Genomic DNA, 16,214 nt, shown 5'->3' with positions numbered 1-16,214 from the left:
CCCAGAGGATCGCTGCATGCCTGGCATCACGCGCGAGGAGGTCGCACACCTCGCACGGCTGGCGCGTCTGGAGCTGAAGGACGAAGAGCTCGACCACTTCGCCGGACAGCTCGACGACATCATCGGCGCGGTCGCCCGCGTCTCGGAGGTCGCCGACCAAGACGTACCGCCGACCTCCCACCCGCTCCCGCTGACGAACGTCATGCGGGCGGACGAGGTTCGTCCGTCGCTCACCCCCGAGCAGGCGCTCTCCGGCGCCCCGGCCCAGGAGCAGCAGCGTTTCAAGGTGCCGCAGATCCTGGGGGAGGACTAATCACCATGACGGACAGCAACATCATCAAGCTCACCGCCGCCGAGATCGCCTCGAAGATCGCCGCCGGCGAGCTCACGGCCGTCGAGGTCACCGAGGCTCACCTGGCCCGGATCGAGGCAGTCGACGAGAAGGTGCACGCCTTCCTGCACGTCGACCGTGAGGGTGCGCTCGCGCAGGCCCGCGCCATCGACGCCAAGCGCGCCGCGGGCGAGAAGCTCGGCCCGCTGGCCGGCGTACCGCTCGCGCTGAAGGACATCTTCACCACCGAGGGCATCCCGACCACGGTCGGTTCGAAGATCCTCGAAGGCTGGATCCCGCCGTACGACGCCACCCTGACGCGCAAGCTGAAGGAGGCCGACGTCGTCATCCTCGGCAAGACCAACATGGACGAGTTCGCCATGGGGTCGTCGACGGAGAACAGCGCGTACGGCCCGACCGGCAACCCGTGGGACCTCACCCGGATTCCGGGAGGCTCCGGCGGTGGCTCCTCCGCGGCCCTCGCCGCTTACGAGGCCCCGCTCGCCATCGGTACGGACACCGGCGGTTCCATCCGCCAGCCCGCCGCCGTCACCGGCACCGTCGGCGTCAAGCCGACCTACGGCGGCGTCTCGCGCTACGGCATGGTGGCGTTCTCGTCCTCCCTCGACCAGGGCGGGCCCTGCGCCCGTACGGTCCTGGACGCGGCGCTCCTGCACGAGGTCATCGCCGGCCACGACCCGCTCGACTCGACGTCCATCGACGCGCCGGTCCCGCCGGTCGTCGAGGCGGCGCGCAACGGCTCGGTCCAGGGCATGCGCGTCGGCGTCGTCAAGCAGTTCTCCGGCGAGGGCTACCAGGCCGGCGTCGTCCAGCGCTTCAACGAGTCGGTCGAGCTGCTCAAGTCGCTCGGCGCCGAGATCGTCGAGCTGGACTGCCCGACCTTCGACCTGGCCCTGTCGGCGTACTACCTGATCGCGCCGTCCGAGTGCTCGTCCAACCTGGCCCGCTTCGACGCCATGCGCTACGGCCTGCGGGTCGGCGACGACGGCACGAAGTCGGCCGAGGACGTCACCGCCCTCACCCGTGAGGCCGGCTTCGGCGACGAGGTCAAGCGCCGCGTCATCCTCGGCACGTACGCGCTCAGCTCCGGCTACTACGACGCGTACTACGGCAGCGCCCAGAAGGTCCGCACCCTGATCACCCAGGAGTTCGAGCGGGCCTTCGAGCAGGTCGACGTGATCGTCTCGCCGACGACGCCCACCACCGCCTTCCCGATCGGCGAGCGCGCCGACGACCCGATGGCGATGTACCTGGCCGACGTGTGCACGATCCCGACCAACATGGCGGGCAACGCCGCCATGTCCCTGCCGTGCGGCCTCGCGCCGGAGGACGGCCTTCCGGTCGGGCTGCAGATCATCGCCCCCGCCATGAAGGACGACCGCCTGTACAAGGTCGGCGCTGCCGTCGAGGCCGCCTTCGTGGAAAAGTGGGGCCACCCGCTGCTCGAGGAGGCTCCGTCGCTGTGAGTGCCATGGCAAAGAAGGCCAAGAACTTCAAGAAGTCCAAGACCGGCGTGTACGTGTCGCTGGCGAGCACCGCTTTCGGCGCGATCAGTGTCGCGAAGCAGGCCAAGCTGGCCCGCAACGACAACGACACTCTGCGGCTGATCGACGCCGCGGTGTCCGCCGCCGCCATCGCTACCGGCCTGGCGATCCTCTACCGGGAGCTGAAGCGCCTGGGCGACGACGACGTCCTGCTGGGCTGAGAGGGAAAGTCTCACCGTGACCGTCACTGAACTGATGTCGTACGACGCGGCACTCGCGACGTACGACCCCGTCATGGGCCTCGAGGTCCATGTCGAGCTGGGTACGAAGACCAAGATGTTCTGCGGGTGCTCCACCGAGCTGGGCGCCGAGCCCAACTCGCAGACCTGCCCCACCTGTCTCGGCCTGCCCGGCTCACTCCCGGTCGTCAACGCGATCGGCGTCGAGTCGGCCATCAAGATCGGCCTCGCGCTCAACTGCGAGATCGCCGACTGGTGCCGCTTCGCCCGGAAGAACTACTTCTATCCGGACATGCCGAAGAACTTCCAGACCTCCCAGTACGACGAGCCCATCGCCTTCAACGGCTACCTCGACGTACAGCTGGAGGACGGCGAGATCTTCCGCGTGGAGATCGAGCGCGCCCACATGGAGGAGGACACCGGCAAGTCGCTGCACGTCGGTGGCGCGACGGGCCGTATCCACGGCGCCTCGCACTCCCTGCTCGACTACAACCGCGCCGGCATCCCCCTCATCGAGATCGTCACCAAGCCGATCGAGGGCGCCGGGGAGCGTGCGCCGGAGGTGGCGAAGGCGTACGTCGCCGAGCTGCGCGAGGTCATCAAGGCGCTCGACGTCTCCGAGGCCCGCATGGACAAGGGCCAGATGCGCTGCGACGTGAACCTGTCGCTGCGCACGGGCCCCGAGGCGCCCCTCGGCACCCGCTCGGAGACGAAGAACGTCAACTCGCTGCGTTCCGTCGAGCGCGCCGCCCGTTACGAGATCCAGCGCCACGCCGCTGTCCTGTCGTCCGGCGGCACGATCGTGCAGGAGACCCGTCACTTCCACGAGGAGGACGGCTCCACCACGTCGGGCCGCATCAAGGACAACGCCGAGGACTACCGCTACTTCCCCGAGCCGGACCTGGTGCCGGTGGCGCCCGCCCGCGCCTGGGTGGAGGAGCTGCGCTCGGAGCTGCCCGAGATGCCGCGCGTGCGCCGCAACCGGCTGCGCGAGGACTGGGGCGTCTCCGAGCACGACATGCAGTCGATCCTCAACGCGGGCGCGGTCGACCCGATCGTCGCCACGGTCGAGGCCGGCGCGGACTCCGTCTCCGCCCGCAAGTGGTGGATGGGCGAGCTCGCCCGTCACGCCAACGAGTCGGGCACCGCCCTCGACGAGCTGCCCATCACCCCGGCCCAGGTGGCCCGGGTGGCGGCGCTCGTCTCCGCCGGTGACCTCAACGACAAGCTGGCGCGCCAGGTCATCGAGGGTGTCCTCGCGGGCGAGGGCGACCCGGACACGGTCGTCGAGAAGCGCGGCCTGAAGGTCGTCTCGGACGAGGGCGCGCTGTCCACTGCCGTGGATGACGCGATCGCGGGCAACGCGGGCATCGCGGACAAGATCCGCGGTGGCAAGGTCCAGGCGGTCGGTGCGCTGGTCGGCGCCGTCATGAAGGCCACCCGTGGCCAGGCGGACGCCGCGCGCGTCAAGGAACTGATCCTCGAGAAGCTGGGCGTCGCCGACGGCTGAGGTTCTGTGTCCTCAAGCGCCGGACGGGCTGAATTCAGCCCGTCCGGCGCTTGAGCAATTCCTGGAGCAGCACCTTGAACACCCTTCCCGCCGAACTCCTCTCCGTCGCCCTCCTCCTGCTCATCCTCGGCTTCGCCGTGGTCCGTCCCCGGCAGCTGCCGGAAGCCGTCGTCGCCGTGCCCGCCGCGGCGATCGTCGTGGCCGTCGGCGCCGTGTCGCCCGCGCACGCGTGGGCCGAGACGCGGGACCTGCTCCCGGTCGTCGGATTCCTCGCCGCCGTCCTGGTGCTTGCTCAGCTCTGCGCCGACGATGGCCTGTTCAAGGCCGCGGGCGACGCCATCGCGCGGGCCTGCAAGGGCAGTCCGCGCCGCATGCTCGGCGGGGTCTTCGCCGCGGCCGCCGTGATCACGGCCGTACTGAGCCTGGACGCCACGGTCGTGCTGCTCACGCCGGTCGTCCTCGCCACCGCCCGCCGGATCGGCGCGAGGCCGCGCCCGCACGTCTACGCGAGCGCCCACCTCGCCAACTCCGCCTCGCTGCTCCTGCCGGTCTCGAACCTCACCAATCTGCTCGCCTTCACCGCGAGCGGACTCACCTTCGCGCGGTTCGCGGGGCTCATGGCCCTGCCGTGGCTGGGCGCGATCGCCGTCGAGTACGCGGTGTTCCGGCGGTACTTCGCCGACGACCTGGCGGCGCCCGCGCACGAGCCGGACGCCGAGGAGCCGCCCGGCTTGCCGGTGTTCACCCTCACCGTCCTCGCCCTGACGCTCGTGGGCTTCGTGGTCACCTCGTTCGCCGGGATCGACCCGCTGTGGGCGGCGATCGTCGGCACGGTCGTCCTCGCGGTGCGGGCGCTCGGGCAGCGGCGCACGAGCCCGCTCGCGCTGGTGAAGTCGGCGCACCCGTACTTCTGCCTCTTCGTCCTCGCGCTCGGGATCGTGGTCAAGGCGGTCGTCGACAACGGGCTCGGGGACGGCATCGACCGGCTGCTGCCCGAGGGCTCGTCGCTGCCCGCGCTGCTCGCCGTCGCCGGGGTCGCGGCCCTGCTCGCCAACCTGATCAACAACCTTCCGGCCGTTCTCGCGCTGCTCCCCGTGGCGGGGCCCGCGGGTCCGGGGCCGGTCCTCGCCGTTCTCATCGGCGTCAACCTCGGCCCCAACCTCACGTATGTGGGCTCGCTCGCCACGCTCCTGTGGCGCCGCATCGTCCACGCCCACGACGTGCATCCCCAGCTCGGTGACTTCACACGGCTCGGCGTGCTCACGGTCCCGGCGACGCTGGTCGTGTCAACGGTGGCGCTCTGGGCGGGACTTCAGTTCCTCGGCTGACGGGTCAGAGAAGGCGAGCAGCGTCATCGGACCGGAAGGTGACCGTGAATTCCTGCACACTCTTGTGACTAAGGCCACGAAAGCGACAAAAGATCACCTCTTGCTGTAAGAGTGGCTTGCCATTGCTCATGTGTCTTTGCGGGCCCTTCCCGGTGAAGATCCACAAACCCTGGGAGCACGTCCGTGGCAGCTCTCGCACGATGGTGTGCACGGCACCGCCTCGTAGTCGTCCTGCTGTGGCTCCTCGCCCTCGGCGGCACGAGCGCGGCAGCGGTCGTCGCGGGCTCCTCCTACTCGAACGACTACGAGGCACCGGGCACCGAGTCGGGTCGCGCCACCCAGCTCCTGAACGACGGATTCCCCAGCCTCGGCGGCGACAGTGACACCGTCGTCTGGCACACGGACGGCAGCATGGTCCGCGCCGCCGACGTGAAAGAGCGCATGACCCGCACGCTCGACAGGATCGAGCACCTGCCCGGCATCGCCGCCGTCACCGGACCGTACGAGCAGCAGAGCACGAGTCAGATAAGCGCCGACGGACGCACCGCCTACGCCACGGTCACCTTCGACCAGCAGTCCGGCGACATCGCCAAGGCGGACGCCCAGCGCCTCGTCGACACGGCCAAGGCCGCCGAGAAGAACGCCCCCGACGGACTGCGGGTCGAACTCGGCGGCAGCGCCGTCGCCCTCACCGAGTCCGCCCAGGGGCATGTCGCCGAGATCGTCGGCGTCGTGGTCGCCGCCGTCGTCCTCCTGCTCGCCTTCGGCTCCCTCGCGGCCAGCGCCCTGCCGATCGCCACGGCACTGGTCAGCGTGGGCACCGCCGCTTCCGGCATCGTGCTCCTCGGCCATGTGATGACTGTCGCCGACTTCGCCCCGATGCTCGGCATGCTCGTCGGCCTCGGTGTCGGCATCGACTACGCGCTGTTCATCGTGACCCGGCACCGGCGCGGCCTGAAGCAGGGCCTGCCCGTGAACGAGGCGGCGGAGCGCGCCGTCGCCACCACCGGACGCGCCGTCGTCTTCGCCGGCGCCACCGTCTGCATCGCGCTCCTCGGCATGCTGATCCTGCGCCTCAGCTTCCTCAACGGTGTCGCGATCGCCGCCTCTCTGACCGTGCTCCTCACCGTCGCCGCGTCCGTCACGCTGCTGCCCGCGCTCCTGTCGTTCATCGGCATGCGCGCGCTCAGCAGGCGCCAGCGGCGCAGACTCGCCGCACACGGGCCCGAGCCCGAGCTGCCGACCGGGCTCGCCGCCCGCTGGGCCGCCTTCGTGGAGCGCCACCCCCGGCTCCTCGGCGGCCTCGCCATCGGCGTGATCGCGGTGCTCTCGGTGCCCACGCTCTTCCTGCACCTGGGCACGTCCGACCAGGGCAACAACGCGTCGTCGTCCACGACCAGGCAGGCGTACGACCTCCTGGCCGACGGATTCGGGCCCGGCGTGAACGGGCCGCTGACCCTCGTCACGCCCATAGACGGCGCCGGCGACCAGGTGGCCGTGAGCCGTCTGGAGTCCATGATCGGCTCGGCCGAGGGCGTCTCCTCCGTGACCCCGGCGACGTACAACGACAGCGGCACCGCCGCCTTCCTGACCGTCGTGCCGAAGTCCGCGCCCCAGTCCCAGAAGACCAGCGAGCTCGTCGACCGGCTGCGCACCGACGTGATCCCCGCGGCCGAGAAGGGCACCTCCCTCGATGTGCAGCTCGGCGGCGTCACCGCCAGCTACGACGACTTCGCCGACGTCATCATCGGCAAACTGCCGCTCTTCGTGGGCGTCGTCATCGGACTCGGCTGCGTCCTGCTCCTCCTCGCCTTCCGCTCGATCGGCATCCCCCTCAAGGCCGCCGCGATGAACGTCGCGGCCGTCGCCTCCGCCTTCGGCGTCGTCGTCGCGATCTTCCAGTGGGGCTGGGGCAGCGAGATGCTCGGCCTCGGCAGAGCGGGCCCCATCGAGCCCTTCCTCCCCGTGATCATGGTGTCGGTCCTGTTCGGGCTCTCGATGGACTACCAGGTGTTCCTGGTCAGCCGCATGTACGAGGAGTGGCTGGAGACCCACGACAACCGGCGGGCCGTCCGCGTAGGGCTCGCCGAGACCAGCCGCGTCATCAACTCCGCGGCCGTGATCATGATTTCGGTCTTCCTGGCCTTCGTCCTCAGCGGCGACCGCGTCATCGCGATGTTCGGCATCGCCCTGGCCGCCGCCGTCGCCCTCGACGCGTTCGTCCTGCGCACGCTCCTGGTGCCCGCCCTCATGCACATGCTCGGCGGCGCCAACTGGTGGCTGCCCAAGTGGCTCGACCGCCGGCTGCCCCGCATCAGCATCGAGCCGCCCGAGTGCCGCGAGCCGCATGCGAGTATTCCTGGACAGCACCCGGCCGCGGACGGCGCGCTGCTGGACACACTGGTGAAGGCCGAAGGCGAGGAGCGGAAGCGCGATGTACACGATTTCCCTGGGTGACGACGGCGCGGAACTGCGGCCCCTGGAGACGTGGCACGCCGAGCAGTTCCTCGCCCATCTGGAGCGTGGCCGCGAGTTCATCGGGCAGCACATCTCGTTCGGCTCGAACATCAAGGACGTCGCCTCGGCCCGTGGCCTGCTCAGGTCCTACGCCGACAAGCGTGCCGCCGACAGCGGAAGCCTGCACGGGATCTGGCTGGACGGGACGCTCGTCGGCGGACTGCTCTTCCGGGTCTTCGACGCGGAGGGCGGCACCTGCGAGATCGGCTGCTGGCTCGAGCCCGCCGCCGCCGGACGCGGCCTCGTCACGCGCGGCGCGCGCGTCCTCATCGACTGGGCGGTCCTCGAACGCGGCATCCACCGCGTGGAGTGGGTCGCCTCCTCCGAGAACGGGCCCAGCCTGAACGTGGCGCGGCGGCTCGGCATGAAGCGGGAGGGCGTTCTGCGCGCGGCAAGCACGCACAAGGGCGTCAAGCAGGATCTTGAGGTGTGGTCGGTGCTCGCGCCGGAGTGGCGCGCGCTGATCCGCCGGGCCGTTCCGGTTGCCAGTGACCTCGTAGTGCGGGGCTAGGGTCTTTCGTTTGGATCATGCCGGGCTCGCGGGGCCTGATCCAAACGAAAGACCCTAGCTCGCCGGTTGTGAGGCGGGTGACTCGGGGGCGGGGGACTCTGCGCTCGACGGCGGGGCCGACGACGCTCCGGGTGCCTCGGACGACGGCGGCTGCGACGACGCGGATGACTGGGACGACGCGGATGACTGGGACGACTGGGATGTCTCGGACGACGAGGCTGTCGAGGCGTTCGAGGGGGAGACCCCGGGCGGGGTGCGCGGCGTGGTCTTCCGGTCGCTGCCGCCCGTGGTCCCCGCGGTTCGGGTGAACCAGCCCTCGGTCTCCGGGTCGTACATCACGAACCTGTTCACCGGCTGCGGCGCCGGCGACACGACCACCACGTTCGACGACTTGTACCCCGACCAGGCCTTGCCCTGACGCTTCACCGACCCCTGCAGAGGCACCGGCGCGAGCAGCGGGTTCCCGCACGAGCACCGCACGCGCGGCTCCCCGCGGTCGTTCACGAGCACGGCCGTGCCGGACTGGAGCACGGACTGGAAGGTCGTCGCCGCGCCGTCGCGGAAGCCGTGGTTCGTGACCCGGGTGTCGAGGCGGAGCTGGACCGGCGTCAGCGACCGCAGATAGGCGGGGACGCCGGACGGATCGAGACCGAGGACCGAGGCGAACGCCTTGTTCTTGTCCGGCTCCGCGCCCAGCGTGCGGATCTGCTTCTCCACGTCGCAGCTGGAGACGTTGCGGGTGCCGCCGTACAGACCGGGGGCGGAGCCCTCGACGCCCCGGACGATGTTCGCGTTCTGCGACGGGCCGGTCCCTGGGGCGCTCGGCAGCGTGCTCGGCGTCGTCGCGGTGGCGCCCTTCCGGGTGCTCGACCCGGTGTACGGGTCGGGGCCGGACGAGTCGGCGCTCTGGAGGAAGAGCTCGTCGCCGGCCGCGGTTCCGCCGCCTCCACCGCCGCCGCCGGAGCTGGTGAGGACGACGGTGAGGACCACTGCGGCGACGATCAGGACGCCGAGCGCCACGAGCTTCTTGGGCGTGAACCGCCACCAGGGGCGATCGGGGTGAGGGCCGTCCGGGGGCGGGGTGCCGCCCGGGGGTGGCGTGTCGCCGGGACCGCCGCCCGTACTGCCGGAGCCTGAACCGGCGCCCGAGCCGGAGCCTTCGCCGGGCGGTGGTTCTGAGGGGTGCCCAGGGGGCGGCGGGGGTACGGACGCGGGCTGGGTCGGGCCCGAGAGTGGGCCGGATGGGGGGCCGGTGGGGCGGCCGGGCTCCGTCGGTCGGTCACTCACGGGCGCTTCTTCTCACCGTAGGAGGCATGGGGCGGGACGGGGGAGGGCCCGCCTCGCGATCCGGCGGCCCAGGCCTCTATATCCCGTTACCTCCACATTGTGTGCTCCGTGCTCGTACGGCCCGCAAGCCGAACTCGTACGGCCCGTGACGCGACGCGGCCGGCCCTCCCGAGGGGCGGACCGCCCGGCGCCTGCCTAGCGTGGCCCCCGTGAGTGAACAGGCATCCGACGGCCGGACCGGCACCAGGCGCAGCGCGAAACACGGCTGGGCGGCGGCCCTCGTGGCCGTGCTCGCCGGGCTCGTGGCCATGGTGGTCACGGCGGTTCTCGGCCTGTGGGCCGCGGGCGCGGCCGGGCTTCCCGGGAGAGCCTTCCCCCGAGTGGTCGCCGCCGTCGTGGTGATGGCGGCCGGCGGCTCCGTCGAACTGGACGGAAACGCCGGAGAGCTCGCCCAGACACACGCCAACATCTCGGTCCTGCCCCTCTCCGTGACCCTCGCCGGAGCACTGGTGATCGCCGCGGGCTTCCTGCGGCCCCTGCGCCACCGGGCCATCGCGAGCGGCGGCGAACTCCTCGGCTGGGCCGGGCGGGTGGCCGTGCCGTGGGTGGTCGCGCTCATCGTCCTCTCGCTCCTGGCCAGGCAGGACTTCCACATCCCCGTCACGGACCCGACCGGCGGCATCATCGAGGACGTCCTGGACGGCGGACCCAAGGTCGGATTCCGGACGAACCTGGCCCTCACGCTGCTCTTCGGCCTGCTGTGGCTCGCGGGCGTCATGATCCTCGCCGTCCTCGTTTCGCGCGCCGCCCCGCTCCCCGCCCGCCTCATCCGCTTCCAGGAGTCGGTGCGCCCGGCCGCGTACGCGATGGTGGCGCTGCTGCTCGTGTACGTGGCCCTGGGCGTCGTCATCGGTCTCGTCGTCGCCGCGACGCGCGGCCACGCGTCCGAGACGTTCGCCGTGATCCTCCTCGGCCTGCCCAACCTCGTCTGGTTCGGCTACACCATCGGCCTCGGCGCGTCCTGGGAAGGCAAGGTCGACGGTCCGTTCGGCCTGCCCATGCCGCACATCCTCGACGCCGTACTCCGCACGCCCGACATTTCCACCGTCGACGTCAGCACGCTCGCCGAGCAGGACGGCCGTATCTGGTGGTCGGTCGCGGTGGCCGCGATCCTGACGCTGGCGGCCGCGTTCGGCATGGCGCTGCGGTCACCCGCCCGGATGCGGGCCTGGCAGCACGCCCTCCACATGGCGGTGGCCCTCGTCCTGACCGTGCTCGCCATCTGCCTCCTCGCCCGCGTCTCCGCGCACTACGGCCTGTCGCTCCTCGGCATCGGCGACATCGGCGGCGGGCTCGGCGGCGAGGTGTCGCTCCGCCCGAAAGTGTGGAGCGCCCTCGGTCTCGCGGTCCTGTGGGGCCTGGTCACCGGGTTCCTCGGGGGGCTGCTCGCGTCCCGGCGCCACCGGCGCGGAGAGGTGGATACGGCGAAACCGGACCGGAGTTGACCGGATCGGAGCTGAGCTGAAGGGAGGGGAGGGGAGGGGAGGGGCTAGCGCACGAGGCCCGTGAAGACCGGCAGCGCCCATCGCGGGGGTGCGGGCGGGGGTTCGGCCGTGGGGGACCACGTACCGATCCGGCCGTTCACCTGCGTGGGGGGATGGTTGTCCCGGGCGCCGCCACGGGCCGCCGCGCGCAGGGCCGCCACGAACTGGAGGCACGAGTCGTAGCGGTCGTCGGGGCTCTTCGCCAGCGCCTTGGCGAGTACGTCGTTCATCGCCGCCGGGAGATCCGGGCGCAGCCCGGTCACGGGCGGCGGCGGGTCGAACTGGTGGGCCCACAGCAGCGCCATGTCGTCGTCGCGCTGGAACAGCGGCAGACCGGTCAGGGTCTCCTGGACGACGCAGGCGAGGCTGTAGACGTCGCACCGGCCGTCGACCGGGCGGCCGGAGATCTGCTCGGGCGCCACATAGTCGAGCGTGCCGACGAACTGGCCCACGGACGTGAACCCCGTCAGCGACAGCGACTTCTTCGTCAGACCGAAGTCGGTGAGGTAGACGTGCTCGGGGTGGTCGCTGTCCGTTCCCGCGGCGACCAGGATGTTGCCGGGCTTCACGTCCCGGTGCACCAGGTCGTGGTCGTGGGCGGCGTCGAGCGCGGACGCGACCTGCGCGGCGATCCGTACCGCCGTCCCCACGGGCAGCGGACCCTGGCGGTCGATGAGCGCGCGCAGGTCCTGGCCCGCGACGAAGCGCATGGCGATGTAGAGGATGCCCTCGGTCTCGCCGGCCTCGAAGACCGGCACGATGTGCGGATGGTCGATCGCGGCGGCGACGCGCGACTCGTGCGTGAACCGTTTACGGAAGGTGTCGTTACGGACGAGTTCGGGGGCGAGCAGCTTGAGCGCGACGGTGCGGTCTAGGCGCAGGTCCTTGGCCCGGTAGACGACCGCCATGCCGCCCCGGCCGATCTCGCTCTCCACGCGGTACCCGGCGATCTGCCGCCCGAGCAGATCGGACGGCCGGCCGACGGGCAACTGCGGATCATCCGTCATCACCGGTCACCTGGCCGGGGGCCGTCCCGTACGGGAGCGGGGGCCGAGGGCTCCTGGGCGCCGCGCTCCGCGGGGTCGTAGCCGTTCATCTCTTTCGGGTCCACGATGCGTGTCGGCTCGGGGGCGGGGGGTGCCCCATCGGCGTTCTCGTCCGGGCCCGAGTCGGCGACCTCTTCCGGGTCCACGACGCGCGTGGGTTCCGGGGCCGCGGCCGGGGCCCCGGCAGGTGCAGGTGCAGGTGCAGGTGCGGGTGCGGGCTCGGCCGCGGGCGCGGGCGCCGGTGTCGCCCCGCTCGGCCGTCCCGGTCCCGCCCCCGCCGCGTACGTACTCAGCTGCGTGCCGTCGCAGTACACCCACCGCTCGTGCTCGGCGTCGTACAGCCACACCGCCTCTCCGTCGACGACCATTCCCACCCGCAGCCCCTGCGTGCGGCGCTGGAACGTCTCCCCGTCGATGCGCTCCTCGGCCAGTTCCTGCGCGGCCCGCCGGTACTGGCCCGCGGCCTCCTCGACGCGCGCCATCAGCGGACGCGGATCCGCCGTGCGGGCCATGGGCTTTCCGGCCTCCGGCGGGTCGCGCGGCACGGCGACGAGCAGGCGACCGTCGACCCACGCCGACCAGCCGTTGGCGCACACGATCCGGCCCCAGTCCGCGCGCCGGTCGACCAGTTCGACGGGGAGCAGCGGGTCGAGCGGCTGCGTGGGCCGGGACACGTCCGGCTCCTCCCAGGCAGGCATCCCGTCCGGGGGCACGACGTGGGTGGGGCGGAACTCCGGTGTCGCCATGGGCGCCTCTCCGCTGTCTTTCCGCTACTTCCGCATGATGGCGGGCTCGTGCCGGCGCAGCAGGCGCGCGACGGCGAAACCGAAGACGACCGAGAGCACGACCAGCATCCCCATGTTGAGCAGCCACACCCCGGCGGAGTGTTCGAACAGGGGGTCGCTCGTCAGCTTCCCCGGCACGATCCGGGACAGACCGACCGTGCCCGCCATCGCGCTCAGCGCCCACCGCGACGGGACCAGCCACGACAACTGCTCGATTCCGGGCACCCCGTGCAGTTTGAGCAGCGCACCGCAGAACACGACCTGGATGATCGCGAGGAGTACCAGGAGCGGCATGGTGACCTCCTCCTTGCGCACCAGTGCGGACACGAGCAGACCGAGCATCATCGCCGTGAACGACAGGAGGGCCACGGTCAGCGTGATCTCCGCCAGCGGAGGCATCAACACTCCCTTGCCACCTGGCGCGTTGAGGTCGACACCGACGAGCCCGACGAGCGTCAGCACGATGGCCTGAAGCACCGTGATCGTGCCGAGGACGACGACCTTGGACATCAGATACGCGGATCTGGACAGCCCGACGGCACGTTCCCGCTGGTAGATCACCCGTTCCTTCACCAGCTCGCGCACGGCGTTGGCGGCGCCCGTGAGCACACCGCCCACACACAGGAGGAGCAGCGCGTTCATCGCCGACTCCTGGGTGAGACGGCTGCCGGCCAGCGCACGCACCATCGCACCCATGACGAACGGCAGCGCGATCATGATGGCGAGGAAGGTCCGGTCGGCGCTCAGCGCGGCCGCGTACCGGCGTACGAGCGTCCGCAGCTGCGCTCCCCAGCTCCGGGTCCTCGGCGGCGGCGCCACCTCCGCCGAGGGGGCGGTCGGCAGCCGGGGCTGTGCCGTGGAGTTCACGATGTACTGACGGTGGAACAGGGACGTGTTGTAGTCCTCCGCCCAGCCGCGGTCGCGGTCGTTCTCGAAGGCCTCGAACGCCTCCGGCCACTCCTCGAAGCCGAAGAACCCGAGCGCGTCCCCCGGCGGGCCGTAGAACGCGATCTTCCCTCCGGGGGCGAGGACCAGCAGCCGGTCGCACACCTCCAGGCTGAGGACGCTGTGCGTGACGACGATGACGGTCCGCCCGTCGTCGGCGAGGCCACGCAGCATGTGCATCACCGAGCGGTCCATGCCCGGGTCGAGCCCGGACGTCGGCTCGTCGAGGAAGAGCAGTGACGGCTTCGTGAGCAGTTCGAGGGCGACGCTGACGCGCTTGCGCTGGCCGCCGGAGAGGCTGTGGATCGGCTGCGTTGCCCGCTGTTCGAGGCCCAGCTCGCGGACGACCTCATCGACGCGGTCGCGCCGTTCCGACTTCTCGGTGTCCTGCGGGAAGCGGAGTTCGGCCGCGTAGCCGAGGGCCCGGTGCACGGTCAGCTGGGAGTGCAGGATGTCGTCCTGCGGCACGAGCCCGATGCGCTGGCGCAGTTCGGCGTAGTCGCGGTACAGGTCGCGGCCGTCGTACAGGACCGTGCCCTGATCGGCGGGGCGCAGCCCGGTCAGGGCGTTGAGCAGCGTGGACTTGCCCGCGCCGCTCGGGCCCACGACGGCGAGCAGGCACTTCTCGCCGACCGGGAACGAGACGTGATCGAGGAGCGTCTTGCGGCCCCGGTCCACGGTGACCGCCAGGCCCTGGACGTCGAGCGAGATGTCGCCGGTGTCGACGAACTCCTGCAGCGTGTCGCCGACCAGGCAGAACGCGGAGTGGCCGATGCCCACGATGTCCCCGGGCGAGACCCGGGCGCGGGAGACCGGTGTGCCGTTGAGGTAGGTGCCGTTGTGCGAGCCGAGGTCGACGATCTCGTACGTGCCGTCGGGCTGCGCCCGCAGCTCCGCGTGGCGGCGGGAGACGATCAGATCGTCGACCACGAGGTCGTTGTCGGCGCTGCGGCCGATGTGCACGGTGCGGGCGGGCAGCGGCCGCACGGTCGTCGGCTGCCGGAACGTGCCGGTCGCGCCGGGCATGGAGACGGAGGAGGGCCGTTCGGGGGCGCGGGGTGTCGCTGACACCTGATCAAGTACGTGATCAGGAATGCGGTCCGGTACTTGATCCGCCAGGTGATCCGTCACGGGCTTGGGTGGCGGTGTCTCATGGCCGACCAGTACGGCGCGCGGCCCGTCCGCGGGGTGACCGAACCTGATGACCGTCCCCGGTCCCACCCCGGACTCGTGGATGCGCCGGCCCCCGGTGTACGTGCCGTTCGTACTGTCCTCGTCCTCCAGAGACCAGTGGTCGGCGACGGGCCGGAGCACAGCGTGGTGCCACGAGACGCGGACGTCGTCGATGACGATGTCACTCAGGGGGTCGCGACCGACGTGGTAGTCCCTGCTCGGGCTCATCACCGTGGGTCCGGCATCGGTTTCGAGCACAAGCTCGGGCGCAGTCGGCGCGACGGGCCGCTCTGCCATGTCCGAATTCTATCGACGGGTACTGGTATGCGCCTGATCGGGCGAGTGCCCCGGCCGCACACAGGCCCGGCACAGGCCGGTCTCAGCCCGGACTCAGCTCGTTAAGAGAGCTCTCAGACTCCGTCCGTACGGTGCGGGGCATGGTTACGAAGACAGATGACGAGACGACCGAGACCCCCGAGTCCACCACCGCCGAGGCCGCTGAGGCTGCTGCCGAGACTCCTGAGGTCATCGAGGTCACCAAGGAGGCCGAAGGCACCGGCGCCGCCGAGGCTGCCGACGCCCCCGAGGGCACGGACGCGGACGCGGACGCGGACCTTGACGACGAGCCGTTCGAGACGGCCGCGCCCGGGGAGGACTCCTCCGGTGCGGGGCAGGGCGCCGGCGCCGTCGTCTCCGCGGCACTCGGCGTCGTCGCGCTCAGCGGCAGCTGGGTCGCGACCGTCGCCTCGGCCCGCGAGTCCCTGATCGGCCAGCTCCAGACCTCGCAGAGCGCGAGCGTCGCCAAGCAGGTCTCCGAGGTCTACGGCGACTCGTGGCACGCCACCGCCCTGGTCGGCGGTATCTTCGCACTCCTCGCGCTGATCGTCGGCGCGGTCGTCCTGGCCAGGCCCGCGTTCGGCGCCCCGGGCAGGCCGCAGGCCGTGTGGATCAAGTCGGTCGCGTGGGCGGGTGTCTCCCTCGGCGTCCTCGGTCTGCTTCTCGCCGTGGCGAAGTACACCGACATCCTTATGGCGCTCCCCTCGACCTCTTCCTGATTCCTGCTTCCTGAGACGTGCGCCGGGGGTGCCTCAGACCGGGTCGGGGCTGCCTCAGACCGGTCTGAGGACCTCTGAGGTACGTCTAAGGCACCCCGCACCCGGAACATGCGGCACTCTCCCGATGTGGCGGACCCCCCTGGGAGACGAGTGTTGAGGCATCGCAGAAAGCGAAGCCGAAACCCACTCGCCACCAGGGAGCACCAGATGTACGAGTACGAGATCCACCAGGTCCGCGCCGCCGAACTGGTCCGCCAGGCCGAGCACAGCCGCCTGGTCCGCGAGGCCCGTGAAGCCCGGCGCAGCCGGCGCGCGGAGCGCCGCGCCGCCTCTGCCGGCCAGGACGCGGAGGGTCGGGTGAACAGTCCGCGCTCACGCCGCTCGCGTTTCGCACGTGCGGCCTGACGATGAGGGCAGAGCCGGGGGAGGGCCACACGG

At 71.1% G+C, this 16,214-nt stretch carries 14 protein-coding genes; 10 read left to right on the top strand and 4 right to left on the bottom strand.

Annotation, left to right across the window (positions count from 1 at the left end; translation table 11 throughout):
* Nucleotides 1-16: 16 nt before the first annotated feature.
* The 7 genes from gatC (at nt 17) to OHA58_RS10215 (ending at nt 7,941) form a co-directional block, all read left to right on the top strand.
* Nucleotides 17-313, top strand: coding sequence for an Asp-tRNA(Asn)/Glu-tRNA(Gln) amidotransferase subunit GatC (gatC, locus tag OHA58_RS10245; RefSeq protein WP_016642027.1), 297 nt, complete (start codon nt 17-19; stop codon nt 311-313).
* Entirely contained in the window at nt 313-1,818 is a 1,506-nt protein-coding gene (gatA, locus tag OHA58_RS10240) for an Asp-tRNA(Asn)/Glu-tRNA(Gln) amidotransferase subunit GatA (RefSeq protein ID WP_405484880.1), read from the top strand. Before gatC ends, gatA begins: the two co-directional genes overlap by 1 nt.
* A gap of 5 nt (nt 1,819-1,823) precedes the next feature.
* Entirely contained in the window at nt 1,824-2,057 is a 234-nt protein-coding gene (locus tag OHA58_RS10235; protein ID WP_135333581.1) for a hypothetical protein, read from the top strand.
* A gap of 16 nt (nt 2,058-2,073) precedes the next feature.
* Nucleotides 2,074-3,585 (top strand): Asp-tRNA(Asn)/Glu-tRNA(Gln) amidotransferase subunit GatB, encoded by a 1,512-nt coding sequence (gene gatB, locus OHA58_RS10230; RefSeq protein WP_405478424.1) that lies wholly within the window; start codon nt 2,074-2,076, stop codon nt 3,583-3,585.
* A gap of 74 nt (nt 3,586-3,659) precedes the next feature.
* Complete coding sequence (locus tag OHA58_RS10225) at nt 3,660-4,913, top strand: SLC13 family permease (RefSeq protein WP_405478423.1); 1,254 nt, start codon at nt 3,660-3,662, stop codon at nt 4,911-4,913.
* A gap of 183 nt (nt 4,914-5,096) precedes the next feature.
* Entirely contained in the window at nt 5,097-7,370 is a 2,274-nt protein-coding gene (locus OHA58_RS10220; RefSeq protein WP_405478422.1) for an MMPL family transporter, read from the top strand.
* A complete protein-coding gene (locus tag OHA58_RS10215; protein ID WP_405478420.1) occupies nt 7,348-7,941 on the top strand; it encodes a GNAT family N-acetyltransferase in 594 nt (197 codons plus the stop codon). The genes OHA58_RS10220 and OHA58_RS10215 overlap by 23 nt, the downstream gene beginning before the upstream one ends.
* Before the next feature lie 54 nt (nt 7,942-7,995).
* On the opposite strand, the gene OHA58_RS10210 is transcribed toward OHA58_RS10215, so the two are convergent.
* Nucleotides 7,996-9,228, bottom strand: coding sequence for a DUF6777 domain-containing protein (locus OHA58_RS10210; protein WP_405478418.1), 1,233 nt, complete (start codon nt 9,226-9,228; stop codon nt 7,996-7,998).
* Nucleotides 9,229-9,437: 209 nt separating this feature from the next.
* On the opposite strand from OHA58_RS10210, the gene OHA58_RS10205 reads away from it, so the two are divergent.
* Nucleotides 9,438-10,733 carry a streptophobe family protein gene (locus OHA58_RS10205; protein ID WP_405478416.1) on the top strand — a complete coding sequence of 432 codons (1,296 nt, stop codon included), beginning with the start codon at nt 9,438-9,440 and terminating at the stop codon, nt 10,731-10,733.
* Nucleotides 10,734-10,777: 44 nt separating this feature from the next.
* Here OHA58_RS10205 and OHA58_RS10200 read toward each other — a convergent pair whose 3' ends face one another.
* The 3 genes from OHA58_RS10200 to OHA58_RS10190 are packed head-to-tail and all read right to left on the bottom strand — an operon-like array spanning nt 10,778 to nt 15,018.
* Nucleotides 10,778-11,779, bottom strand: a complete 1,002-nt coding sequence (locus OHA58_RS10200; RefSeq protein WP_405478414.1) for a serine/threonine-protein kinase — start codon at nt 11,777-11,779, stop codon at nt 10,778-10,780.
* Nucleotides 11,779-12,564, bottom strand: a complete 786-nt coding sequence (locus OHA58_RS10195) for a hypothetical protein (protein ID WP_405478412.1) — start codon at nt 12,562-12,564, stop codon at nt 11,779-11,781. Before OHA58_RS10195 ends, OHA58_RS10200 begins: the two co-directional genes overlap by 1 nt.
* A gap of 24 nt (nt 12,565-12,588) precedes the next feature.
* Nucleotides 12,589-15,018 (bottom strand): FHA domain-containing protein, encoded by a 2,430-nt coding sequence (locus tag OHA58_RS10190; protein ID WP_405478410.1) that lies wholly within the window; start codon nt 15,016-15,018, stop codon nt 12,589-12,591.
* Nucleotides 15,019-15,158: 140 nt separating this feature from the next.
* On the opposite strand from OHA58_RS10190, the gene OHA58_RS10185 reads away from it, so the two are divergent.
* Complete coding sequence (locus OHA58_RS10185; RefSeq protein WP_405478408.1) at nt 15,159-15,776, top strand: hypothetical protein; 618 nt, start codon at nt 15,159-15,161, stop codon at nt 15,774-15,776.
* A 207-nt stretch (nt 15,777-15,983) separates the two neighbouring features.
* Nucleotides 15,984-16,181 carry a hypothetical protein gene (locus OHA58_RS10180; protein ID WP_266559781.1) on the top strand — a complete coding sequence of 66 codons (198 nt, stop codon included), beginning with the start codon at nt 15,984-15,986 and terminating at the stop codon, nt 16,179-16,181.
* Nucleotides 16,182-16,214: the final 33 nt, after the last annotated feature.

The sequence above is a fragment of the Streptomyces sp. NBC_00009 genome (genome assembly GCF_045040855.1).
GTDB lineage: Bacteria > Actinomycetota > Actinomycetes > Streptomycetales > Streptomycetaceae > Streptomyces > Streptomyces aureus.
Note: the sequence above shows the minus strand (reverse complement) of the source record. Positions and strands in the feature narration are given on the sequence as shown.

Bases quoted from the DNA above. Each gene is read 5' to 3' on its own strand.
- gatC (WP_016642027.1), top strand. From the start codon at position 17: ATGCCTGGCATCACGCGCGAGGAGGTCGCACACCTCGCACGGCTGGCG.
- OHA58_RS10235 (WP_135333581.1), top strand. From the start codon at position 1,824: ATGGCAAAGAAGGCCAAGAACTTCAAGAAGTCCAAGACCGGCGTGTAC.
- OHA58_RS10215 (WP_405478420.1), top strand. From the start codon at position 7,348: ATGTACACGATTTCCCTGGGTGACGACGGCGCGGAACTGCGGCCCCTG.
- OHA58_RS10200 (WP_405478414.1), bottom strand. From the start codon at position 11,779: ATGACGGATGATCCGCAGTTGCCCGTCGGCCGGCCGTCCGATCTGCTC.
- OHA58_RS10195 (WP_405478412.1), bottom strand. From the start codon at position 12,564: ATGGCGACACCGGAGTTCCGCCCCACCCACGTCGTGCCCCCGGACGGG.
- OHA58_RS10190 (WP_405478410.1), bottom strand. From the start codon at position 15,018: ATGGCAGAGCGGCCCGTCGCGCCGACTGCGCCCGAGCTTGTGCTCGAA.
- OHA58_RS10185 (WP_405478408.1), top strand. From the start codon at position 15,159: ATGGTTACGAAGACAGATGACGAGACGACCGAGACCCCCGAGTCCACC.
- OHA58_RS10180 (WP_266559781.1), top strand. From the start codon at position 15,984: ATGTACGAGTACGAGATCCACCAGGTCCGCGCCGCCGAACTGGTCCGC.